We start from the raw sequence: 25,453 nt of genomic DNA, 5'->3' as shown, positions 1-25,453 counted from the left end.
TTCACTTTTATTTCCGCTGTCTTTTGGTCCAGCCAGCCAGCGTTATGTTGTTTAATCGAGCCTCAATTTGGTGTCACTGGGATGTTGAATGGTGACAAAATTATAGGAGCTGCTATCCTCCAGGTATAATTTACCGAAGGTACGTGGCTGATAATTCTGTTCGGGCAGTGGCATACTGAGCTCCCTCTCAATGTGGGTTGGACCCTGATGCCAGAGCCGTTCACCTTCGTTCTTTTGTAAGGGGAGGCGCTCGCGCCGGCATATCAGTACCATGGCGGGCAGCAGGCCGGGAGTCTGGGCGCGGATATAGAGCATGCGTTTCTTGCCGAAGCGAGCTTTACGGATCTCATATGTGAGCGTGATTTTTGGTGCCAGCCTGGCCTGCAGCTTTATCCCAGGCGCTTGAATACGATTTTGTCCCTGGCGGATCAAGGTTGCGACACGGATATAGCATTCCTGAGGCCGATCTTCGCGCAATTCAAAATAGCCAACGTTTTCGTACTCGGCTTTAGTGATGTAATGTGTTTTGGCCGCTGGATATTGCCAGCCATCGTGATTATAAGTAATTGCCACTTCCTGGCAGCTGGCAGGCCAGTTCCATTGCAGACGGATCTTATTGCCCATATTCTCGCTGCGCAGGTTGGTTACCTCATCAATGCAGGCGTAGGGTACTTCATTGCCTATATAGGCCATGCCCCCAAAGGTAACAACCGGTGTGTAGTAGCATATCCCTTGTTTTAACCAGGTCTCGACCAGGGAGTGGGCCAGCCCTTCCAGGGTCTGTCCATAGTTTTGGAGCTGATCGACTGGAATGCTCTCTCCAGGTGAGAGTCTAGTGCTTTTCTCTGATTTCAGGATCACTACTTTGCCTTTAGCACTTTGTGGCCACGATAATTGCACCCGATAACCTTGCGCTAGCTTCTCATTGCTGATTTCAAGCTTACTGATGACCGTGGGTGGCGACTCTGGTCGGGCTTTCACAATTTTACCCGGCGAGGTTAGTATCTTGCCTTGATTGTTGAATTGGCTGTAGATGCCATAGTAGTAGGTATGCTCATTCAGCACGTCGTGATCGACAAAACGTGCCTGCTCGGTACTGGTCAGGCGTATTCCATCATCAATAGAGCGGGGCGCGATACTCTCTTTACGCACAATGATTACTTTATGCACATTCGGGGGAGGGGTCCATTTGAGGAGAACCTGGTTGTTATGGACTTCAATAATTTCGTTGTGCACATCCTGTAGCAGGAAGATCGGCTTGTTGAGCAGGGTTGGCTGTGGGGCGATCACATCCTCATACTCAGTGAAGATCGCATAGTAGAGTGGCGCCCCCACTTCGCTCTGCGTATCATCATAGCTAGTGGCGGTGAGGGTGGCGAGTAGCTTGCCATCGGTGGGGGTAACGGGTTGTGAATGAGCTTTGCGCACTATTTTATAGCTTACGCCTTGCGTGGACGATGGCTGCCAGTTCAGGCTAACCAGCGTACCACTAACGCTGGCCTGGAGTTGAAGCGCTGGCATTGGCGGCATTGCCTTGAGCAATTCACGCGCCTCGCGATAATCGCTACAAAGCTGCAAGGCGGTGCGATATAGCCCGGCCCTCTCCTCGCGATCCTGAACCCCTTGCGCCTTGTTGAGGATGTTACGGGCCTGCGCGATTGTATCACTAATGAGTTGCTGGTAATGCTGACGATTAGGAACGTTGGCGCGATTGGCGGTGAGGAACTCCTGAGCTTTAAATAAGAGCTTCTGGTCGATCAACTGGCTGAGCTGTTGTTGCAATGCCTGTTGTTCTTTGACACGATTTTGTAGCTCGCTTTGATATGTCTTTAACTTTTGCACCCGTGCATCTGGTTTGCTCGGATTCCAGAGCGAGGCGACCTCGTCGAGCAGGTGCTTGGCTTCTACATAATCATTTTCAAAAGGAAACTTCTCCAACAACTCATCTACATAGAAGCGATTGCCGGTCGCGAAACCACAGCTATCACAACCAGTGGCGTCTGCGCGCACGGCCGCATTGCAGTTTGGGCAGGTAGTGAGCAGTTCCTTATGACAGCGCTCGCAGAACTTGTTGGTTGGCTCATTTATCGCATTACAATGTCCACAGCGTACCAATTTCTTGGCCTGAGCATTTATGGACGGAACCTGCACAAACCAGTTGCGCCGTTGGGCCATTTCACGCAGCCGTTCGATAGCTATCTCGTCGGCCCAGCCAGCCTCACGGGTCTTCTTCAGAAAAACCTCAGTCTGCCCTACCGTCATGGTTTTGTCAGCGCTACGCGTCATCGAATCCGAGAGCTGCTTTAAAATCTGTTCCAGTGAGCGCAGGCGGATACTTTCATCATAACTTTCTCGCTTAGCAGACGAACTAAAGATGGCTTGTGCCTGGCCCGCCAGGTCCTTTTTAGCATCTATATCCACCGTGGGACTGCGCTTGACCATATCGTTATATAACTGTTCTGCCGCCTGTCGTAATTTATCATTTGAAACGGTCTGGTCCAGTCCCAGTACCTGGTAGAGGGTATCCATACCCAGGATATGTAGTTGTTCGTTGATTTTTTTGAGCTGTGATTCCTCAAGGGGTTGAACTTTTGAGCCCGTATTGGCGCTCGGGTCGGGGGCTTTAGGCACCACCGGTACGGTTAACAGGGCGCGGATATCTTTTTCGGTCAGCGTTTTGGCATCTTTGACCAGCGCATCTAATTCCGCTTGAACAATATAGCCACGTGCAAAGGTAAATTCCAGGCTCTCCTTCAGACTGGTCAGCTCAGCATTTTTGGCCGAGGCGCGTTCAGTCCTGGCCTCCTTCGCCTGTTTCTCTCGTTCCTCCGGATTTTTTTTAAACGCATCCGCACCCTTCAGCTGCTCAAGATTTTTCTTGGCTTCCAGTGCCGCACGCCCTACTCCGTTACTTTTACGGCTCCACTCAATGCGTTTGGCGTACACCTTATTATCAAAATCGGCCTCATTCCAACGCGTATCTGGATCTAACTGGAGTAGCAGGTAGAAGTTAGTTGTAGTATTAGTCGTGCTCATATCTTCTTTGTCCGCTTCTATTAAAGGTTAATTGATGCGTAGCTAGGCGCGTTTGCTACCCCTTGATCCTGTGATTTCCTGGGCGATGGTGCTGAATGTCTCGGTTAGTTTCCCTAAATCTGTAAAGAGACTTTGTTCTGACGAAGAGGCAATCTGCGCCAGGAATTGGCGATCAGCACCGCCGAAACCGATGGCAATGATCTCGATTTCTGCGCGATGACAAATTTGGGCTGCTTGGATGGCCCGGTCCTGATAGGACCATCTTCCATCTGTCAGCACCACAGCATAGGGGGCTCCTGACCGTTTTTTTAGCAGCGAATGGATATCATCAAATGGATGCGCTGCATTCCCAAAGCCCGTAAGGCCAATTACCAGCCCATCAATGGCCTGTTCGATCTTTTTTTGATTGTTTGTGGCATGCAGATTGATATGGGTGCGATCTGAAAAAGAGATCAAGCCAATTGAGGTTGATTGCAGGTCGCAATGTCTCATAAACTCGCGGGCGGCACGCTTGGCCTCTTCCAGGGGTTGTCCCGACATACTGCCTGAGAGGTCGAAGGCCAGGTAGACCGTGAGCTGTCGTTGCTGCTGCGTTGTTTGTTGGGTTGGTGGTAGTGCAAAGCGATCCGGTACATCGGATGGCAAGGGCTCGATTGTGAGCTTGAGCGGCTGGCCGGTACTGGTTTCACGGGCTGAAATGTTGACCACGCCGTTCTTGTCATAGGCATAACTAATCTCTAGTTTCGCGATTTTCCCGGCGATGGCTGGAAAATCGCTAAAAACGTAACAGCCCAGATAAGTACATTCCAGCGGTTTATCGGTTTCTCCTTGAGTTAGGAAGACTTCTAGCCGCGTATCCCCTTTGGGTCGCACCGCGATCTGGTAGGGACGCGCATTCTCTATCGGGATGGGTTTATTCTTCTGGATAATGATGCTATTGAGGTAGCGCGTCCGGTCGTCACTCTCGGCGATCAGGCCCAGGCTATGGGCGATGACGTCCACGGTCTTCTTGCGCCCTGCCAACTGCAACCTGGGCTCATCCTGGTTACGCTGTTCTATCTCCATAATCGCCTGAATCGCGGCCCCCAGGGCGACGGCCTCATCCGGATTGATGCCACCCATGGCGGGTTTGCCAGACATGCGCTCGATGAAGGTGCGCACGATCGGCATGCGTGTCGAGCCTCCTACGGGTAGGACACCGTTGATCCCTGCCCAGGATAGATTGGCTTTCTTCAATACTTGTTCGGTCAACATCTGGGTTCTGGCCATCAAGTCATGGGTGAGCTCTTCAAAGGTGGTGCGATTGATGGTATATGTTTTCATTTGCCCGGCGGCCTGGATACGGATAGGGGCGCTCTGGCGGCTCGAAAGAGAATGTTTCAGCTGCTCGGCCTGTACACTCAGATCGTTGAGCTCCTCATCGCTCATCTCAAGGCCGGTCTCTTGCTCGAAACGTGTGGAGAGATATTGAATCAGGCTGTCATCCCAATCTTTACCGCCCAACTTGTTGTCTCCATCGGTAGCGATGACGGTGAGATCGGTGGCGGTGATTTCGACCAGTGAGATATCGAAGGTGCCTCCACCCAGATCGTAGACCAGCATGCGTTGTAGCTGGGCGCTGGGACGTATGCCGTAGGCCAGGGCCGCCGCCGTGGGCTCGCTGATGATTTTTAAGACATCCAGCCCGGCCGCTTTGCCCGCCTGGATGGTTGCTATGCGCTGAGGATGGGTGAAATAGGCTGGAACGGTAATGACGGCCTCGGTGATTGGCGTGCCTAAAAACGCTTCTGCGCGTTCTTTGAGCGCGCGTAGGATCAGCGCGGAGAGATCCACTGGTGTGTAATCGCGGCCATAGAATGAAAGTAGAAATTCTGGATCTCCCATGCTGCGCTTAAAGAATGCGATGGTATCAGGATTTCCATTGGCCTGGGCCTCTTTGGCCAGCGCGCCTACAATTGGACCTTCAGGTGTAAATTGGACTACGGATGGCATGATCGCTTTGCCATCCGTACCGGGTATAATCTCAGGTTTTCCCTGGGCATTCACATAGGCAATTACCGAGTAGGTAGTGCCCAGGTCGATCCCAACAACTGTACTCATGCGCTAACTCCACCCTGCTGAAACTACATCAATCTCGGTTATGGCTTCCGCTGGATAACTGGTCGCTGGCGATTAAGAGATTACCAGTTTATTCGAGCGTTGGCGGGCTACTTCTTTCTCTTCTTCCGAGATACCACGGGCCGTTTGAATCTCGATTTCGATTGACTGCTCACTGCGGGGCTCACGACCAACGATATGTAGCCGTCCCTCGCGATTGAGATCAAAGGTGACCTCGATCAGAGCGTTATCAGGCAGGTGAGGGGGAAGATGAAGGACCGCATTGCCGATTTCCTGTCCCAGAGTCACATCCCTGATCGTTTTTTCGGTGACGCTGTTCTCCATTACCTTTAGCTCAACGGTCTCCTGCTCAGCTTCCTGCGTATAGAATTTTCCAACTTTAGTAAATGGCAATGGATCGTTTACCAGTACCAGGTTGGAAATAATATCTTGCTGCGTGCCGGGGTCGAAGGCGATAATACCAAAGCTATGGCTGGCCACATTGGTGACAGACATATCATTGTATTTTTTGACCGCGTGTAGCTTGAGTCCGCTGTCCTCGGCTACCTCTTGCTGCGCTTGCTCTCTGACGGTCTGTGAGACGCTATCCAGGTCGACCTTCTCTTCGGTTTTGCCTGTGAGCTCGGCGATCTTGTGAATGATCTTCTCATCGATCGCCAGCTTACGACCATAAACGGCCGCGCCTTTGGCTACCGCCTGGTCTGGATCAAATACCTTGAGGGGGATATTGTACTCTTGTTTGAGGCGCTCATTGACCTGTGGCATCTTCGTAGAGCCACCCACCAGCAGGATCTGATCAAACTTACTATAGTTACGGGCTTTGGCGGCCTCGATGGTGGAGTTTGTGTAGTTGATGGTCTGTTCGAGCAGATGATTGGTAAGTTCATCAAATTTTTCGCGTGTCAATGGGATGCCAATGCGTTTCCCGTTATGGGAGACGACGACGGTGGTCTCCTTGCGGGCTGTGAGCGCATGCTTGGCGCTTTCGGCACGAATCCAGAGATCTTGCAGGGTCTCTTCGGTATCGACGGGATCATCGTTTGAGCCTGCTTCTTTCATCCACTGGTCGGCGACATAGCGGACCACGGCCTCATCCCAGTTGCGTCCACCCAGGGTGTGGTCACCACCGGTCGCTACTACGGTGATCGCGCCCCCCTGGATCTCGATCACGGTAATATCGAAGGTGCCCCCACCCAGATCATAGACCAGCACTACCTGGTCCTGCTCATTTTGCAAGCCATACATGACGGCGGCGGCGGTCGGCTCATTGATGATTTCGCGCACATTGAAACCGGCGATCTCACCGGCCTTCTTGGTGGCATCGCGCTCGGCAATACCAAAGTAAGCGGGGCAGGTGATGACTACATCTTTGACCGGGATGTTGATGGCCTGCTCGGCGTCATCAGCCAGCTTGCGCAAGATATACGAAGAGATCTCCTCGGCTGTATAGTCAGTTCCATTATAGTGGAAGCGCCAGTCGCTCTCGCCCATGTGGCGCTTAACCATCTCGCATGCTTCGGTTGGATTCATGACTGCGCTATTCTTGGCCTCTTTACCAACAATGCGGTTATCGCCTTCAAATTGCACGACAGAGGGGGTGGTTGAGTCACCCTCCAGGTTAGGGATGACGACTGGCTTGCTGAATTCATCTACATAGGCGATGCAAGAGTATGTCGTGCCAAGGTCTATGCCAAATATTGTAGGTACTGTCTGATCGCTCACTGGATTATCTCCTCATGAGAATAGTTATGCAATAGAATTGCCTGTGGTGGATTATGCTTGTGGTTGTTCTGCGACATAGCGATAGGTCTCCACCATTTCTGGGCGCAGAACGCGGTTCTCATAGAGAAAACCTTTGCGCAGGCGGCGGGCGATATGCTTGTCTAAAGATGCGTCGGTTGTTGGAATGGCTCGGAGTGTGCGCTGTTTATTGGATACGAAGGTCTCTTCTGCCACCTGGAAGGTTTCCACCCCATTATTGCTCAACATCTCTTCAACGCTTTCGGCGAAAGATTCGATATTGGCGATAATTGTGGCATCCAGGCCAGGGAACTCCTTTTGCATGTTATCCGTGATGTGATTGATATCATCATAGAGTGAAATAAGGTCGATAAAAAGGGGGCGCAAAATCTTGAAATGCAGGCCTTCGCGATAACTTTGTAGCTCGCTGTGCAGCGTATCAATCATACGCTCCTTGCTCTCATCATATTTGACTTTCGTCTCAAAGTCCTGCTTTAAGCCCTGCATGGTCTTCAAAAGCTGTTGCATGCCCTGAAATGTTTGCTCGATCAGCTCTACATTTTTATCTTCTGCTGCAGGTATAGCTATTTCTTGTTCAGTGGGAGGAAGCGCGGTCTGTATTGGCGATTGAGTGGCCGTATCTGTAAAAGTTGCCTGTTGTTCTTCCGTCATGCACGAACCTCATTCTTCCTGGTAAGAAAAGAATTTGATTTTATTAAACTATTAGAGTTTTTGCTGGCAAAGATGGATTAATTTGGATTATTGAATTGCCAATGCTTTTGTAGTATATTCTGAGCATAGTACGCTGTCAAGTAAATTTATGTATAAACCTGTTGATATGATTGAAGGAAATACCTACATTTGAAAGGTTTCTATGGCTCTAGTATTTAATCTGCTCGGTACCGCCTGGGTAGGTAGAGCTGCAATCTTCGGGGCGGTTATCCCTCTGGATGGTAGATGGTATTGATAGTTATGTATGAAGTATTATGAGTGATTTAGTTGCTGAGCAGCTTGCGATCAATAAAAAGATAAATATTGCTTTACACATTTATCCGGGTAAGAGCGAGCCAATTATTCTTTTGCACGGTGGACCCGGTGGCTATGATTATCTGGGTCCGGTGGCTGAGATGCTTTCACCCCCTCAGCTGGCTATTGGTTATGATCAGCGTGGTGGCGGGGCTTCAACGCGGCGTGGGCCGTATGGCATTGTAGACTATGTTAATGATCTGGAAGCGCTCAGGACTCATATAGATGTGGAGCGCCTGCATATTTTTGGCCATTCATGGGGTGGCTTGCTGGCACAGATCTATGCCGCATACCACCCGCAGCGGATTGCTAGCCTGGTACTTTGTAGCTCCGCGGCTGGCCTGGGTGCAGCCTTTATGCAGGAGGAGCGGGCGGCCAGTCGTGCGATATTCCTGCGCAATCCGCTGGTTGGCCTCTTTAGCCATACTATTTTTGCGGCCATGCTTGGCTCTTCTAATCTTATGAGTCTACTGGCTCCTATGTATTTTGCCTATCCCGAACAGGTTGCTCGTGAGGATCTGGCCATTCTGCGCCAGTTTGATGGTGGCAGTTTCAATGCTACCTTACGCTCTATTATGTATTCCAGTAATAGCTTGCTGCAGCGTTTATCATTGGATGGGCATGTGCCTATTATGCGCTTGCGTGGACAGCATGATCTTTTTGTTGCCTCAGAGCGTTCGTTGCGGCGCCGTTTTCCCCAGGCTCAGGAAGTTTGGTTTGAAGAGAGCGGACACTTTCCCTGGATTGAAGAGCCGGAAAAATTCAAGCGTGTGTTATGCGCTTTTTATACACAAAATGCCTATTCTGGAAAGGAATAAAATGCTATGTTTGAGGATGATGAGCTGGATACTTTGCGCGATGGGGTGATTATCAATCGTTCGCAGTTCAATGATGATGAGGATGATAATGCGCCTCGTGGTATAACGAGCGGCAATGTATTGCGTTGTCCACGTTGCCATCGTACGCGAGGCTATCGACCCATCAGGGTATTAAACGGCGTACAAGGTCAGCGTTGCCTGTCCTGTGGCACTAACCTCGTGCAATGTAGTCATTGCCAGCAGTTTACTATTCTGCCCCGGCTAATCCGAAACGCTCTACTCACCTGCCAGCATTGTGGCAATAAGCTAGCGTAGTGAAAGAAAGATCCATTCATTTTCAAGAATATACGCATAAAGGCAAGGTAGATGGCCAGGAAAAAGAAGCATCCTCATAGCAAGCCTCAAGTAGATGGTGGGCGGCAGGCTGTAACCCATCATACTGGTGTGATGGTTACACCGGATATACCGTTGACTCCGTTAGCGCAGTCCTGGGTCAAGGGGCGTGGCCTCTCTCTTTATATCCTTTGGAAACGTACCGCTGGGGCAGCGGCTGCCTTGCCCGAGCATGCTGCGATCTGGAGCCACCATACTCCTGTCAATTTATGGATGGTCACCCAATGCCAGTGGAACCCTGCTACACAGCCAGATGATGGCTGGTTTACCCTGGCTGCTCTGCTTGAGGGATGCGATAGCTTGCATGCTTACCTGGCGGCGGTGCGCCAGGCGCAGAAAGAAGTTGCTTATGCTATCTTGCAACTGGAGGAGATCCAGGTGACGGTGCCGGCGGATGTGGTGAAGAGTATGCGTCGGCAGAAACAGTATCGCAAGAAGGCGCTGGCTGAGAGTAAGGATGGCGCGATTGAGGAGGCGCTGGATATCTTGCAGCAGCATCTGCGATTGAATGAGAGCGCCTTAGAGCAGGGCTGGTCACCAGGCCGCTTTACCCATTTTGATCGTGAAACTGGCCAGCGTGGGTGGCTGGTTATCTCGCCACGGGAAGCTATTGCTGCTCGTCTGTCGGTGCAGCAGGTCTACAATTTAAGCAGTCTGCTCCAGCCACAAGATATCGAGTGGACCGGTCAGCGGGGAGCGCAGATTGCTTCTTCGCGCTATGAACCGTTCTATGAGCGGGTGATGCAGTGGAATGCGACCAATGATATTTTTGAAACTGTGGTTCAGTTGGAGACGTTGGTGGAAGATGGACAGCGCTCGACCGATGGCCAGCTCTGGTTGAATTTCGCGCTGGCCGGCATCGGCGTGCTCCTCTCTCTCTTCTCTCTCTCTCAACTACGCTGGTTACAGATCAGCGCGCTGGCTGGCCTGGCCCTGGCATCGATCTTTCATGCCTGCTATGCCCGCTTTGGCAAACCGCTATTGCAGGTGCTTGGCTGGCTCTTCTTCGCGCTTTCTCTACTTGTAGTTGTCTTGCTCTACACTTTGAAGTAATCCCTGTCTTTTATTGCTCGACTTGAAAATCTTTGCTGGAGGTAGTTACGTGACCGCTGAATATATCCCTACCATATTTGGAATTGATCTGGGCACTACCTATTCCTGTATTTCTTATATGGATCAATATGGCAAACCTGTGATTGTGTCGCTGGAGGATGGGGGCACCACCTTACCTTCGGTGGTGCGCTTTGAGGGTGAACAGCGTATTGTCGGTATGGAGGCCAAGAATAGCGCCGTTCTCTTTCCTAACCAGGTGGTTAGAGAAGTGAAGCGTCATATGGGCCACCCAGATTGGCGCTTCCTATATAAAAAAATCGAGTATACGGCGGAGGAGATCTCTTCCTACATTCTGCGCAAACTGGTGCTGGACGCCGAAAGCTATCTGCATGTGCCGGTTAAGGATGTGGTCATTACCTGCCCGGCCTACTTCGGTATTTTGCAGCGCGATGCGACGGTGCGAGCCGGTGAACTGGCGGGCCTGGTGGTGCGTGAAATCATTAACGAGCCGACCGCTGCCGCCATTACCTATGGTTTGCAGAATGAGAAAGATCAAACCATCCTGGTCTATGATCTGGGAGGCGGGACTTTCGATACCACGGTGATTACCGTCAAGGCGGGTGAGATCGCTGTGGTAGCCACTGGCGGGGACGATAATCTGGGTGGGCGTAACTGGGATGAAGCGCTACTGGTGTATCTGGCTGAGCAGTGGCAGGCTTTGAGCGGCTCTGACTCTGATCCTACCGATTCACCCGAGTCGTTGCAGGATCTCTGGAGTAAAGCTGAGGTTGCTAAGATTACCTTGAGCTCACGTTTGAATACCACTGTGACGGTTACCCATGAAGGGAAGCGTGTCTCTGTACCGCTGTCTCGCGAGAAATTTGCCTCCCTGACGTCCCATTTGCTGGAGAAAACGATCAAGTTCACGCAGGAGACGATGTATAACGCGCGTATGCGTGACTGTGAGCACTATGATCAAATCATCCTGGTCGGTGGCTCAACCCGTATGCCCCAGGTCGCAGAGCGTTTGACCAGCGAGTTTAACATCCCGCTCAGGATTTTTGAGCCCGATACAGCGGTCGCCAAGGGGGCGGCTATCTATGGCTACAAACTTTTCCTGGATGAAAAGATCGCCTGGAAGCTAGATCAGATGGGAGGACAGAAGCCGGGCCCACAACAGCCCCGCTCTTCGGTTATCCCTGAGGAGTTACGCACAGCACAGGCCGAGGTGGCTAAAAATGATGGTATGCCTTTTGAGACGGTGAAGAAGTTCAATGAAATGACGGTCTCCAATGTGACCAGTCATAGCTTCGGGGTTATCGTGCGTGACGCTGAGACCCATGAGGATGTCATCTCAAATATTATTATGATTAATGATACCCTCCCGATGACCGAGTCGAAGACCTTTTATACTACTATCCCTAATCAGGAAGTGGTAGAGATGAAGATCGTGGAGAATACGCAATTTGAACATCGTGTCTTTGAGCTAGCACAGGGACAGGAAGTTGGTAAAGTGAACCTGCATTTGCCACCTCGTTTACCTGTGCAATCTCCGATTGAGGTTTCCTTTACCCTGGAGCGTGATGGTCGCCTGTCCACTACCGCTCGTGAGCCCAAGAGTAATCGCCAGGTGATGGTTGATATTCAGACGGATCGTGTTATGTCTTCCGAACAGTATCAAGCTGCCAGACAGCGTTCGAGTGGTGTATCAATCTCATAGAAGGTGAGCGTCAGGCGCATATGGCGATTATGTTGTGTAGCCACTGTGGACATAAGTTTGTGCGTTCGCCTGAGCGTGAACGCTGTCCTTTCTGTGATCAGCCTGTGGATGTGAATGGGGCAACAGATGCCGCCGGCCCGCCGGCTACGGCAGCAGAACCTGTTTCTCCTTCTCCTACCCAACCAGAAGCGGCTCAGTCAGAACCACAGCTAGATATGCCTGAGGAAACGCCTGTTCTGAGTGCGGAGGAGCAGGCTGCTGAAGCTTATGTGCAGGAATTATGCCGCATTTTTGATGCTTTACTGGTTGTAAAGTCCTGGGAAGAGGCGCGCACATTGATCGAAGAAAATCAATCTTCGCTGCTGATTCCCACCTGTCCGCCGGTGCTGGCTGCCATTAGTGCGTCGCTGCACGAGAATGGGCATCCAGAGGTTGCCGAGCATGTGGATATGTATCAAGAATTGGTTCTGGATAGCCTGGCTCATGGTTTTGAGCAGGCCTGGCAGCATTTCTCGCAGTCTCAGGAGGTGGCTGGCCAGGCGTTAAGGGATCTCTTGCTGGCCCATACTAATGGTACTGTGCGCCGGGTCTTACAAGAACAGCAGGCGGTACTCTTATCTCCAGTTGCTGTGGGGGCGCTTTATCGGTTGATCGAACACTTTGGTAGCGGGACCACACACGCCAATGCCTACAATGCCTATCTCTTGCAGCTTTTGTTGGATGCTCGCGGAGGCATCTGGCCGCCCGAGGACCAGAAGTTACCGGTGATCGACGAGGCACAACTTTCCCCGATGGTCGTATTACTCTCTTTCCAGGCATGCCTGGCTTACATCCCGATGATCCCATGTTGAAGGAGATATTGAATAATCAGCCCGGTCAGACCGGGCAAGCTGTGGACAATGAGACATTGAACTTGTATCGCGACCTCATTCTTGAGGTGATGCGCCGGGGGGATTTATCCGCGACCGGAACAGGGAATTGGTCGCTAGATGCTGAAGGGAAAGCGGCGCTTCAAGCCAGGGTAGATGCTCTATTACCACATATCGATCGCGTCAAGCAGCCGCAGTTCTGGGCCTCACTGCAGAATATGCTTGAGATGTTGTCGCTCTCGCGTGTAGACCAGGAACCGGCTGCAATGCCAGCCGAGCCGAGCTTTTCGGTTGAGGAAGCCCCGGTGCAGTGGGTACAGGCGCAGATGCTGCGCAGTTTTTATACACTGGGCTATCTGGAAGATAATTTCAAGCGTGAGGAGCTGCTGGCCAGTTTTGAGCAGGCTTTTACTTTGCTTGATCCTGTGATCAATATCGAGGAATGGAATTATGCGCTCGTTGGTCGCGCGCAAGTCAGGGTGCATCGCAGAACCGATAAGCCGGTCCCACTGCTCTTGCAATCTCTTGAGGATGTGAATCAGGCGCTCCACTTTTTTACCTATGAGCGCAACCCTGAACGCTGGGCTATGACCCTGAATATGCGCTGCTTGCTGTGTGCTGAATTAGGACAACTTACTGGCGAGCACGCAAAATATAATTCTCGGGTTGTGGAGGATACTTCTCAAGTGATTGCTTTCTGCCAGGAAGCACAGATTTCATCCTATATGTATTATGATGCCTTGCTGGCGCGTGGTATGGCTTATACGATGCTGGCCGCCCATAATCAGAACTATTCGCTGGACCTGGCGCTGGCTGATCTGAATATGGTCTTGCAGCAGGATGTGCAGTGTGAGCCGCTGACTGAGCATTGGGCTACTGTGCATGTGGCATTGGGATCGGCCTATTATTATGTGCAGGGCGGTGAGCGGGTGCAGGCCTTGCGGCAGGCTATTGCTCATTTTGATGAGGCGCTGCGCGCTTTTACGCCGGAGCACAATCGCTTGCAATGGGCGCACACTATCTTTTTGCGCGCGCTGGCTTATAGCGATTATGCCGAGGGGAGCGTGCTGCGTAATAAAGAGCGCGCTTTGCAGGATATGTTGCGGGTGGTTGACGATTTTTCGCCTGAGATTGCGCCGACGCGCTGGGCTTTTCTACATGCCAATCTGGGCAATCTATACCTGATCCGCTTGATTGGCCGGCGTGGTGAAAATTATGAGCAGGCGATCGAGCATTATGGTCAGGCACTGACTGTCCTGAGCCCCAAAGAGCATACCGTTACCTGGGCGCTGGTACTGGTGGGTCGGGGTGTTGCCTATCGCCAATCAGCTATGCCAGCGGTGGATCAGCGCTACTCTTACACGATCAGCCCATTAGAGATCTTGACGCGAGCCTTCCAACCATTGGGAGAGGGAAATATCATCCAGGATATAGCGCAGCTCTTGCCACATTATTTGAAGTACATGCGCCTGGCAATGCAAGATTTTGATGCTGCCCTGACCGTTTTATCGCCTACCGCTCATCCGCGCGAGTGGGGCTATGCCTGCCGTGAGCGGGCCACCACTAATACGCTCTACAAAATAGGGAGCAACTTTATGGATGGTCGCAAGGATGCGCTGGCGGATCTGGATGCTGTGCTGGCTGTTTATGAGCGGCAACACCTGCGCTTCGATTGGGCTGTGACCCTCAATAATCGCGCGCTTTTCTATTTCTCGCGCTTACAATCTGGACAACTGTCGGCGGCGCAGCCCGCTTTGCGTGATGCGTCGGCGGCCCTGACGGTATTTACTCGCCTGACCTATCCACGCGAATATCGTAACCTGTATGCCTTGCGTGCCCGTATCTTCTCATACCTGGAACAATGGGAGCAGGCCCATGAAGCCTTGTTGATTGTGCGCGATGTCTTACGCACCACGCTCTTGAATGCTCCTTCGGGTAGTGATCAATTTGAGGAACTGGCCGAGGTGTCGGCGCATGATATTTATGTCTATGCCGCCCAGGTATTAGTCAAGTTGCGCCGCTATGCTGAGGCGGTGGTGGCCCTGGAAGAGGGGCGGGCCCAGCAACTACGGCTGGCGCTGGCGCTGGATACCATTACTACTACGCGTGCCACTGAAGATGCGGCAGCTCAAAAGCGGCGCCAGACTTTTCTTGCCCTGCGTGAAAGATGGCATACACGTCAGCAAGCCCTCAATCTTGAAACGCAGCAGGGAACTTTATCCCAGGAAGAACTGGACCTGGCGGCCCGGCAGCTAGAGGAGAACTGGCAGGAGCTGATGAGCGCGGCTCAGCTTATTCAGCGGCATGATGATCCCTCGTTTATGCAGCCTGTTCCCACCCTGCAAGATATTGCCAGCGCCCTGGCTACGAAGGACGAGGCGCTGGTATACCTGGTCAGTGGCGTCTTCATGGCTGACCATGGTGGAATGGCATTGATGGTCTCCCACCAACCAGACGGCGATCTTTCTGTCCAACATCTGGACCTGCCCCACCTCTCACTGGAAACCATCTCAGGTGTGTTTGATCCGAATCCGTCCGCTGATACGGTGCTAAAAATCGATACCATCATTCAAACACTGGGTGCGGCGGGATTGACCTCATTAAGCCAATTTTTGTTATCCCAGCCCCATCTACGCCGTGTGCGCCTTATTCCATATGGACGGCTAGGGCTGCTCCCTTTGCCTGCTGTTCGGGTAACCTTGCCTGATAAGCGCTGGGCCCACTTTGGCGAACTTTTCGAGGTGACGCTGGTACCAAGCGCCCAGGCCGCACGGATTTCTTATAACCATTTGCACACGACCAAAGAAGATATCCTGGCGGTTGGCAATCCCCAGCCTTTGCCTGCTGGCTATAAAAGCCTGCATTATGCGGAAGCGGAGGCGGAAGTAGCTGCCGCCCTGGCACGCAAACATGGTCACGCAGTCCCGGCTGTACAGGAGATATTGGGCGAGCAGGCGCTGAAGCAGCAGGTGATTGAAGGCTTGCAGCGGGCCTGGTATGCTCACCTGGCCCTGCATGGCGAATATCTGCCCTATGATCCACAGGCCTCGCAGTTAATCTTTGCCGGCGCTGAAGCTACGCCAGAGACTGAGCGCACCCTCACTTTACGTGAGACCCTGGATGGTCGGGTCAACCTGCATGGCCTGCGCCTGCTGGTGCTCTCTGCCTGTGAAACGTCGGTCATCGATATTGAGCGCGTGCCTGACGAAGGACTTGGACTGGCCAGTGGCTTTTTGCAGGCGGGCGTGGCCGGGGTGGTGGCCTCGCTCTGGCAGGTCAATGACCGCGCCACCTATCTGCTCATGAACCGTTTTGCTGACCTCTTCCTCAATCGTTCCTTGCAGCTTACGCCCGCGCAGGCCCTGGCGCAAGCACAGCGCTGGCTACGTGAGGAGGCTAGCTATCAGGTGCTGGCCAATTATAAGCCGTCGCTTTTAGCCTTCTCCATCCAACGCATGAGCGAAAACCAGCAAAAAGTTCTCAACACCATTCGTCACCATGCCGCCGAACGTGCCCGTACTAATCCAAACGCCCTGCCATATGCCGACCCCCGTTTCTGGGCCGCCTTCGTCGTCACCGGTCGCTAAGCTTGCGGACTTTATCTCTCATAGAATCACGTCGCCTTAATGATATGCTTCTTATTACACATATCATTAAGGCGACGTGATTCTATGGTTATTTTAGAGAACATCAATTATTGAGTTCACGGCGATTGAAAGGAAAGGGTGAGGATGGTGGCGTCGGCTGGGAGAGGTTACTGCCGAGTAACTCGCTGATCAAGGGGTCCAGGTCGGTGCCACCAGGCATGAGGTAGAAGTTGTTATGGTTGCGTTTGCTTTCGCGTACAGTCTGGATTAAACGCCGTAGCTCTCCTTTGATCCTGTTGAGTTCCTGTTCATTCATGGTGGTGCGCTGCAGGCGTGAAATGAGCATGTTGACTGCACTACCTACCTGCCAGAGAACATTTTCCTGTGAATAAGGTGCGCGCACATTCAGATTGCCATTGGCGGCTTCAACCAGGGTCTGCAAGAGTTGTTGAATGCCTACATCCAGATCTCTTTTCTGTTGCGCCATGTCGCGCTCAAGTTGCGCGATAAGCTCGGCCTGGTTGGCTCGTTCGAGCGCCCGGTTGGCATTGCGCACCCATATATAGGTGATAAAGGCCACGATGATCTGGATGGCCAGTGGGCGTAGGAGAATGGTGTAGTTAGTTTCGATCAGGACTTGTTGTAGGTCGGGTGTGTGGGGTTGCAAAAACAGGTCAAGACAAATAAACAGGCAGTTGAAGGTGGTCGTATAAACTACACTCCTTACAGGAAGGAAGGAGACTGCGATAATGACTGAGAGCACAAAGAGATCATAGATAGGCATGGCATTCTGGGTTAGTGCGAAACCGGGATACGTGAGCAAAATCGATGCCAGGGCGGCGTTTACCGCGATCACAATTAGAATCCCCAGCAATTCAACTTTTCCCTGCCGGTTGAGAAATATAGCTATAATTGTGACCAGCAGTAATCCTAGCACTGGTGGCAATACGTGATAATTGGTACTGTTCAGGCCGGCTGGTATAAATGCCAGGCAGGTGATGAAAGAAATAAGGAGCAGGATGCTGGCTACTCTTGTACGATGTAAGGGATCATTTTGCCTGAGAGTAATACTACTTTTTGGCTCTACTAGTCGATACCACCATGACATGCGGTTTCTCTCCTCTTCACTGCTAGCTAAAAATACTTAGTTTTGTGTATGGCGGGGGATGGCTTGTTATATCTGGTATGTCATCTTGTGCCAGCATAAAATCTTCTTGCTGGTTCTTGTATAGGTATATGTAATAAAATAGATATTTTTTTGATAAACAATAGTTATTTTATACTGTTCTGTTTCTGGTGAAGTGCGCATAGAATCGAGGTCAAGGTAAAAAGTGTGCTATTGCGAATAGTAGCAATAAACCATATTTTTGTCAATAGATATCGAATAGAATGCTTAATTGCTGTATAAACTAACTCTCGCTATCTGATGTCGCTTGCCTATGTGCTTGTCTTTTGATTTGTGGTTACCGCTTCATGGGCATCAGTTCGTCCTTTGTCCCCTTCGAATTTGGTGCTGAGCAGTTGGTTCATCGTATTCAGGTTGGAGATGATGCGTTTGGATTCATAGAGCACAAAGCTCAGAGGAGTGAAGGGTGCTGGATCATTATGGCGTAACGCTTTACGCTTTTCTTCTAGCTCATGTAAGATCTGGGTGATATCCTGCATAGGCCTGGCTGGCCGTTCATCGCGTATCGCACGGGCGAAGGTGTTTAAGGCTGCCGCAATGCTATGGGTGAGTTGTGCCAGCATTGGCAGGGGAGGGTGTTCCGGATTTTCTAACAAAAAAGCTTCAAGTGAGATTACGCTTTCCGCTATATGGTCAGCGTTAGTTAAGAGACACTGCATAGTATTTTTATCAAATGGATGGCGTTCCGGTTCGTTTAAGGCTCGTTCTATCGAGGCCTCCGCATTTGTCTTGGCCAGCCGTGAATCACGCCGTACCTGGCTGATACGCTCAGCGTCATATGTCCCCGGTGAGAGGTAGGTGTTCATTACCTCTAGATAGTATTTCTGCAAAGTCTCTAAACGCCTGGCCATATTTTCTGGCACCTTTAGATGCTCCCAGGTCGGCCAGAGTATATAGGTCAGGAGCGCCAGACTTCCACCAATAATGGTGTCAATCGTGCGGAATAATTCGAGCTGAGATGTGTGCTGATCTACAAATGAGAGCAGTATAATAATCTGTATGGTCACAAAATAGGAGAAGAGGCCGTAATTGACGGTGAGCAGCGCATAGGCAAAAAATGTCACGATAGCTTCTATTATGACCAGTGTCATGTTGGCTGGTGGTATGAGATAGAGAAGCAAGGCGATTGTTAGGGCGCCTAATGTCGTGCCGATCATACGGGCAAAACCACGCGTGAAGGTGGCAGTGAAGTCTGGTCGTAGCACAAATAAGGCGGAGATCGGGACCCAATAGCTGCGCACGAGCGGCGAGAAGCGATAGATGATTGCTGCGATGATCATGACAACAGCCAGGCGGATAGCATGGCGGAAGGCGGTTGAATCTAGCGATATGTTGGCCCTGAAGGTTGCAAATGGATTTTTGATATGCAGCTCGGGCCGCCGTGGCAGCCGAATACTCATTGCGAGGGATGGGGGGCTCTGGTTGAGCGAGTTGGCTGTCTTTTCGGCCGCACGTAAATATGAACGCAAGGCTTTATAATAAAGCGCAATCTGCTGTAGCTTATAATTTGATGTATCCTCTTCTACCAGTTCATGTACCCTGTTATCTAGAGTTGCGTAGTATGGAGCGAGATCGATAGCTTTTTGACTGGATTTAATTGAGCGAGCAATGGCATGCAAAATACCTTCTATTTCCCGCTGGATATTTTGTACTTTTTCAGCATATTGCTCGCTATCCTGTTCCATAATCAATTGCAATGTGTCGGTAAGGATGGTCAGGTTCAGGCGAATTTTGTTGGCTTGCTGCAATAATTGCGTAAATTTTTTGGCTTTGCGGCGACTCGATTTGCTATCGTTCAGGGTTTCCTCGGTTTGTCTCAATTCAATGTTGACCTGGCGGATATTGCTAATATCACTTGAATCTGCCGCATAGTCGGCCAGAGCTTGATAGCTATTGCTGAGCAACGTGCGCTCAGATCCGACACGTTGCCATAAAGGTATCAGCGAGAGCAACGTCTGGAAGAGCGCTCCAATCAGCATGAGTAATGCTTCAAGCAGGGCTTGCGTAGGACTGAGGGTGAAGTGGGTCAGAATAATCAAAGCAACGGTTGATTGCAGACCAATGATCATGGCTCGTTGACTGATAACTACCAGTAGCCCTGCTACAAAGCTCCATAAACCTATGAGTAGGACTGATAGCCAGGGATAAGGACCGGTTAATGCGCCTACGCAGGCCGAGACTGCCACTCCCAGGCTGGCCAATAACATGGTGCGTATCCGTATACTATGAGTGGCATTCAAGCTGACTGTTCCCAGGCTGGATGCGCCACCGGCAATGGAGACACCTTCTATGATGTGTCCGCTCGCTACGCCCAGCGCAAGCGGCAGGATGAAGCCAAAGGCGCTGATGAATGCGCGCACTACGACTAATTGCGAGCGATCAAAGCGAAACGCCATTTTCCAGGCATGGTATAGAGCTCCTATCCAGGAACTCTTTTTATAGCCTGGCGTTCGTCTGCCCTTGCGAGCGCTTTGTTCGGTGTTTTCTGTATGTGTTGTCTGTGCCATCACAATTTTAAGCTGTTGATTTCTCTTATTGTTTAGACATTATACCTGGCGGTATATTCTCTATACTCACGGTTATCAAATCCCTGGAGATACAGATACCACGAATCTCCCTGCTTCAAAACTCATCTATCGGATGATCTTGTTCGTGTATTAAATAGGCTTTATATCATATTCAGCAGCATTTTTATATTGTAGAAGATCATCATCAATCATAACTGTTCAGCATAAAAACAGGTGATTTTCTTATTTCTTAGAGGAGTCAACCAGGATGCCAACGGATGCCAGTGGTTTTACACTGGGTATTGAAGAGGAATATTTGATCGTTGATGCACAAACACGGGAGCTGGATTCGGCGGCTGCCCGCATCTTGCCACGCGCGCAACGCACACTGGGGGAGCAGATTCAGCCTGAGCTACAGCTCTCGCAGATTGAAAGCGTCTCTCCTGTCTGTCAGACATTGGCCGAGGTACGTCAATCTTTAATTCAACAAAGACGTTCGCTTATTGATGCAACTGCCGCCCTTGGCAAGCATATCGCTGCCGCGGCCACCCATCCCTTCTCGCATTGGAATAATCAACAGGTACATCCCAAGGAACGCTATCAATCGCTCTTGCGTGAATTTCGACAATTAGCTCGTGAACAGGGTATTCAAGGCTGCCATGTGCATGTCGGGCTGTCAGATCCTGCCCTTTCACATGCAGTCTTCAACCGGGTGCGCGTCTGGCTGGCTCCTCTATTGGCCCTCTCGGCAAATTCACCTTTCTGGCTGGGAGAAGATACCGGTTATTCCAGTTTCCGTACTGAGATCTGGATGCGCTGGCCCCTGTCTGGTCCACCACCAACCTTTGCCTCTTTGGAGGAATACCGGGAATTAGTACAATCGCTGGTAGCGGTCAAAGGTATAGAAGATGCCACCAAAATTTATTGGGATTTGCGCCTCTCGGAGCGCTATCCGACCATTGAGTTTCGGGTTGCGGATATCTGCTTGACGATCGATGAGGCGGTGATGATCGCGGGCCTGGCCCGGGCCCTGGTGCGTACCTGTTATGAACAGGCTTTACAGGATACGCCGATCCCGGCTGTGCATCAGGAACTGTTGCGTGCTGCTCACTGGCGCGCCGCCCGCTATGGTCTGGAGAACGAACTGGTAGATGTGAATGATAGACAGGTCATACCTGCTCATGAACTGGTGGAGCGCTTACTTACGTTTGTGCGGCCAGCGCTGGAGGCTGAAGGAGACTGGGATGAGGTCTCTGCCCAGGTGCAGCAGGTTTTGCAGCAAGGCAACGGTGCCAGTAGACAGCGAGCCGTCTACCAGACCACAGGCGACATGCAGGCGGTGGTCGATTATATTATCAGCGAAACCGCCCGCGGAATCGTGTAATTGTCACTATATGAGTCATCCCTAATTTTTGAAAAAAGGTTTCTCACTCTCAATGCGGGAGGTGCAGGAGGGCGGCTAGCTCTCCTGCCGGGGTGCGGGGTGTCCCCGCAAAACCTCTTTTTCTTTTTTTACTCGCCGCCGCAGGCGGTGCGAGAGAGAAGAAGAGGCGGGGAACACGCCGCACCCCGGCAGGGAGGACCCTGCACCCCTTGTTTTAGGAACTTTTTCAAAAGTTTGGAATGACTCATATATGCGCGATGACTGAGTTACGGTGCACGAGGTGAACATCGACCAGGTGGGTGATGGCCAGGCCGTCCGGTTCGCTATGGCGCTCAATCAGCCTTTTTACGGCCAGTGCGCCCATGGCGTCGGTGGGCACATGAACGCTGGTAAGTGCGGGGGTCAGGTGCCTGGCGATGGCGACATCATCAAAGCCTATAATTGATACATCTTCAGGGATACGCACATTACGCTTATGTAGCGCTCTCATCATATAGCTTGCCGTTGGATCGTTGGCGCAGACCATGGCGCTGAATGGTCTGTGTGAGTCCAGCAGGCGTTGACATGCCTCATCAATTTCTTCAAGTGATGTAACATCAATATCTAATAGTAACTCATCTATTATAGGCAGATTGGCCTCCTGGAGCGCCTGGAGATAGCCGGCCTGGCGCTGGCGAAATGTGTAAATATATTTGGATGCCGTCGTATGGCCGCCCACAAAGGCAATGTTGCGATGCCCTATGCTGATCAGATATTCCATCGCATCCTTCACTCCTCCCGCATTGTCTGCCAGTACCGCATCAATTGGTTTCACACGCGAACGGATGTAATTATCGATCAAGACGCATGGCAGGCCGATCTCCTGCGCCGCCCGCACCGTTTCAGGCGTAAAAGGGCCTACCAGCAAAAGACCATCCGTACGTAGCTCTTGAATTTTACTTATCAGCAGCGCAGGCTTGATATTGGCGTCAACTCCCTGATAGGTAAGACGTATCCGGGCCTTATTTGCCTCTGTTTCAGCTCCTTGTAAGATTGGCATCCAGAAAATGTCAGGTGTAACGACATCGCCATGGGTCAGCACGAAGGCGATCTCTTTCAAGTTTTTTCCGCGTGCACGCTCGGGCTTTTCGTATTTCTCATATCCCAGTTCTTCAGCCACTTTGAGAACGCGCTGGCGAATCCCATCATTGATGTTTGCATGGTTGTTTAAGACCCGCGAGACAGTGGCGATAGAGACCCCCGCTTTCTGGGCGATGTCTTTGACCGTAATTGAACGCTGCATAGCTTGCTTTCTTTATCCCCGTTTAGAAATTCACAACTTTGTTTCTTGTAAATATACACTTTTTCAAAGAAATTTTCCATGATTTTCCATGAAAATTCATTGACTTTTACTGATATTTACGTATACTTGTTTTTAATAATAACAACACGCGTAGTATGCTGCCAGACAGCTTGAAAAGTGATGGTTCATTTTGAAAAGACTTGATCTACCTTTAACAAATAACTGGTTTTTGAAAGAACGTGATGGTTCGCTCCCTGTTGAACAAGATGTTGTATCAGAGCAAGGATGGTTGCCGGCGACGGTACCAGGAACTGTTCAGCAGGCGTTACTGGCTGCTGGCCGCATTCCCGATCCTTTTGATGGTCTACATGAGAAGGAAGTGCAGTGGGTTGGTGAGCGGGATTGGCTCTATCGCTGTACCTTTGTGTTGCCCGACGATTATCAGGCGGCAGAGCAACTGGCCCTACAATTTGAGGGTCTGGATACCTACGCGACGGTCTGGCTCAATGGGGTGGAGATTGCGCACAGCGAGAATATGTTCGTTCCGCTCTATGTCAATGTTACTGATAGTGTGCGTCCCGGACAAAATGAGCTATGGATCGTTTTCGAGTCGGCTGTCCGCTGTGGGCATGCGTTGGAGGCCGAATATGGTAAACGCATCATCTGGGGCGAGGGAGATAGTAGCCGTGTCTATGTGCGTAAGGCGCAGTATCACTATGGCTGGGATTGGGGTCCGGTCCTGCTGACGGTAGGACCATGGCGTGCGATCTCTCTGCTCGCTTATGAGGGCCGCCTGGCTGATGTATTGTGTCAGCCTGAGGTGGCTGCTGATCTGGCCAGTGCCAATATCACTATTTCAGCCGCTATCGAGCTGGCCGCCGAACAAGATGGTGTCAGTTGCCTGTTGCAAGTCTATGATCCACAGCAGGTTTGCGTTAGCGAGCTCACATTGACTGAACTGTCAGCACTGGATAATGGATCGTATCGCTTCCAGGCTCAGGTGCAGCTTGACCAGCCGCAGTTGTGGTGGCCACGCGGGCATGGCGCGCAACCACTCTATCGCGTGCTTATCACACTACAAGATTCACAGGGGTCTTCTCTGGATCAGTATCAAGCGCGCCTCGGGTTGCGCCGCCTGGAGCTGATCCAACAGCCTTTCGCGGATCAAGCAGGTAGCTCTTTCTATTTTGAGATCAATAACATCCCGGTCTTTTGCGGAGGCGCGAACTGGATTCCCGCCGACTCGTTTACGCCGCGTATCTCTTCTGAGCGCTATCGGCAGTGGGTGCAGATGGCGGCTGATGCCAATATTGCCATGTTGCGTGTCTGGGGTGGTGGCATCTATGAAGAGGATGTCTTCTACGAAACCTGTGATGAACTTGGCATCCTGGTCTGGCAAGATTTTATGTTCGCCTGCGGTATGTATCCCGCTCTGCAATGGTTTCAGGATAGTGTGCGGGCCGAGGTTGAGGCCGCTGTTCGTCGCCTGCATACCCATCCAAGTATTGCGCTCTGGTGTGGCAATAATGAAGATTATATGCATTCGTGGCCGATGGGACATTATGATGCCGAGTTTGAAGGTGAGCTGACCTCCATTACCTTCAGTGGTCGCCAGCTCTACGAGCATCTATTGCCAGAGATTTGCGCGCAACTCGATCCGCAGCGCCCCTACTGGCGGGGTAGCCCTTATGGTGGCTCCTTCGCTAATAATCCCGAGGTTGGTGATCAGCATGTCTGGGATGTCTGGCATGGCCCGATGAGAAGGTACCAGGACTATCCTTTGCTCAAAGGACGTTTTGTGAGCGAGTTTGGCATGCAGGCACTCCCTGTGCGCTCGACGATTGAAGCCTTTACGGAGCCAGAGGAGCGCTATCCACTTAGCCGTACGTTGGAACATCATAATAAGGCTCCTGATGGCTCGCGACGCCTTGCCGTCTATCTGTCCGATACTGTGCGCAATGCCTCGGACCTGGATAGCTATATCTATGCAACACAGTTGGTGCAGTCTGAAGCGCTGGCCGCTGGTCTGCGTGGCTGGCGCCGTTTATGGCAGGGACCAGGCAAAGAGTATGTAAGCGGAGCACTGATCTGGCAGATCAATGATTGTTGGCCTGTGACCAGCTGGGCTATGGTTGATTATTATCTACGCCCCAAGCCTGCTTATTATACCGTACGCCGCGAGCTGGCCCCTATCGTTGTCGGACTGGCCGTACAGCCTGAACAGCAGGCCGCTGTCTGGGCTGTCAATGATACGCACGACGCGCTGGATGTGCGGCTGGTCTTCCAGTGGTGGAGCCTTGAGGGTACGCTACTCAATGAGCAGCAAGCAGCATATACGCTCTCTCCCCACCAGGCAACTGAGCTGGAAGCGGTCGCTTTTGATGTGGCGCAGGAGTATGTTCTGGGCGTACGTATGTACCAGGAAGATCAGGTTATCGCGCGTACTACCCTCTGGCCAGAGCCATTCAAATATCTCTCCCTACCGGAGCCGGACATTGCTCTTGAACGAGGCGCTACCGGTACCCTCTCACTGCAAGCGCAGCGCCCCGCCAAAGGTGTCTGGCTGACCAGCGATGCCGAACAGGTGACGTGGAGTGACAACATGTTTGACCTGTTGCCGGGTGAAACATATCACGTTACCACTACAGGATTGGCCGCTAGCAGTACCTTGCAGGTCGATTGGCTGCGTTCATAGCGCAGGTTGCTGTTGTGGTGTCTCATAATCACGGGACAC

At 51.5% G+C, this 25,453-nt stretch carries 15 protein-coding genes; 8 read left to right on the top strand and 7 right to left on the bottom strand.

All coding sequences use genetic code 11. The features are described 5' to 3' along the window. Window positions 1–51 precede the first annotated feature (51 nt). The 4 genes from EL645_RS31720 to grpE form a co-directional block, all read right to left on the bottom strand. Window positions 52–3,036, bottom strand: a complete 2,985-nt coding sequence (locus tag EL645_RS31720) for a double zinc ribbon domain-containing protein (protein ID WP_126556482.1) — start codon at window positions 3,034–3,036, stop codon at window positions 52–54. Between the two features lie 42 nt (window positions 3,037–3,078). Continuing rightward, complete coding sequence (locus EL645_RS31715) at window positions 3,079–5,136, bottom strand: Hsp70 family protein (RefSeq protein WP_126556481.1); 2,058 nt, start codon at window positions 5,134–5,136, stop codon at window positions 3,079–3,081. Window positions 5,137–5,208: 72 nt separating this feature from the next. Further along, on the bottom strand, window positions 5,209–6,876 hold the full coding sequence (locus tag EL645_RS31710) for an Hsp70 family protein (RefSeq protein WP_126556480.1): 1,668 nt from the start codon (window positions 6,874–6,876) through the stop codon (window positions 5,209–5,211). A gap of 51 nt (window positions 6,877–6,927) precedes the next feature. Continuing rightward, window positions 6,928–7,566: a nucleotide exchange factor GrpE gene (gene grpE, locus EL645_RS31705; RefSeq protein WP_126556479.1), complete on the bottom strand. Its 639-nt coding sequence runs from the start codon at window positions 7,564–7,566 to the stop codon at window positions 6,928–6,930. 314 nt (window positions 7,567–7,880) lie between these two features. Between grpE and EL645_RS31700 the strand changes: the two genes are divergently transcribed. From EL645_RS31700 to EL645_RS31675, 6 genes are read left to right on the top strand one after another with little or no spacing between them, the layout of a single operon-like run. Next, the gene (locus EL645_RS31700) at window positions 7,881–8,738 is read left to right on the top strand and encodes an alpha/beta fold hydrolase (RefSeq protein ID WP_126556478.1); all 858 of its coding nucleotides are present in this window, start codon (window positions 7,881–7,883) and stop codon (window positions 8,736–8,738) included. 6 nt (window positions 8,739–8,744) lie between these two features. Then, window positions 8,745–9,053, top strand: a complete 309-nt coding sequence (locus tag EL645_RS31695) for a hypothetical protein (protein ID WP_126556477.1) — start codon at window positions 8,745–8,747, stop codon at window positions 9,051–9,053. 51 nt (window positions 9,054–9,104) lie between these two features. Next, window positions 9,105–10,184: a hypothetical protein gene (locus EL645_RS31690; protein ID WP_126556476.1), complete on the top strand. Its 1,080-nt coding sequence runs from the start codon at window positions 9,105–9,107 to the stop codon at window positions 10,182–10,184. 49 nt (window positions 10,185–10,233) lie between these two features. Beyond that, on the top strand, window positions 10,234–11,904 hold the full coding sequence (locus EL645_RS31685; RefSeq protein ID WP_126556474.1) for an Hsp70 family protein: 1,671 nt from the start codon (window positions 10,234–10,236) through the stop codon (window positions 11,902–11,904). Window positions 11,905–11,924: 20 nt separating this feature from the next. Then, window positions 11,925–12,755: a hypothetical protein gene (locus tag EL645_RS31680; protein ID WP_126556472.1), complete on the top strand. Its 831-nt coding sequence runs from the start codon at window positions 11,925–11,927 to the stop codon at window positions 12,753–12,755. Window positions 12,756–12,763: 8 nt separating this feature from the next. Further along, on the top strand, window positions 12,764–16,360 hold the full coding sequence (locus tag EL645_RS31675; RefSeq protein WP_161977858.1) for a CHAT domain-containing protein: 3,597 nt from the start codon (window positions 12,764–12,766) through the stop codon (window positions 16,358–16,360). 103 nt (window positions 16,361–16,463) lie between these two features. Here EL645_RS31675 and EL645_RS31670 read toward each other — a convergent pair whose 3' ends face one another. Both EL645_RS31670 and EL645_RS31665 read right to left on the bottom strand, forming a co-directional pair. Beyond that, window positions 16,464–17,468 (bottom strand): hypothetical protein, encoded by a 1,005-nt coding sequence (locus EL645_RS31670; RefSeq protein ID WP_126556468.1) that lies wholly within the window; start codon window positions 17,466–17,468, stop codon window positions 16,464–16,466. A 329-nt stretch (window positions 17,469–17,797) separates the two neighbouring features. Continuing rightward, window positions 17,798–20,053 carry an FUSC family protein gene (locus EL645_RS31665; RefSeq protein WP_126556466.1) on the bottom strand — a complete coding sequence of 752 codons (2,256 nt, stop codon included), beginning with the start codon at window positions 20,051–20,053 and terminating at the stop codon, window positions 17,798–17,800. A 268-nt stretch (window positions 20,054–20,321) separates the two neighbouring features. Between EL645_RS31665 and EL645_RS31660 the strand changes: the two genes are divergently transcribed. After that, window positions 20,322–21,437, top strand: a complete 1,116-nt coding sequence (locus EL645_RS31660; protein ID WP_126556464.1) for a carboxylate-amine ligase — start codon at window positions 20,322–20,324, stop codon at window positions 21,435–21,437. A 244-nt stretch (window positions 21,438–21,681) separates the two neighbouring features. On the opposite strand, the gene EL645_RS31655 is transcribed toward EL645_RS31660, so the two are convergent. Beyond that, the gene (locus tag EL645_RS31655) at window positions 21,682–22,719 is read right to left on the bottom strand and encodes a LacI family DNA-binding transcriptional regulator (protein ID WP_126556462.1); all 1,038 of its coding nucleotides are present in this window, start codon (window positions 22,717–22,719) and stop codon (window positions 21,682–21,684) included. Window positions 22,720–22,909: 190 nt separating this feature from the next. On the opposite strand from EL645_RS31655, the gene EL645_RS31650 reads away from it, so the two are divergent. Beyond that, window positions 22,910–25,414 carry a beta-mannosidase gene (locus EL645_RS31650; RefSeq protein WP_246035643.1) on the top strand — a complete coding sequence of 835 codons (2,505 nt, stop codon included), beginning with the start codon at window positions 22,910–22,912 and terminating at the stop codon, window positions 25,412–25,414. Window positions 25,415–25,453: the final 39 nt, after the last annotated feature.

Source organism: Dictyobacter kobayashii, assembly GCF_003967555.1.
Lineage (GTDB): Bacteria > Chloroflexota > Ktedonobacteria > Ktedonobacterales > Ktedonobacteraceae > Dictyobacter > Dictyobacter kobayashii.
Note: the sequence above shows the minus strand (reverse complement) of the source record. Positions and strands in the feature narration are given on the sequence as shown.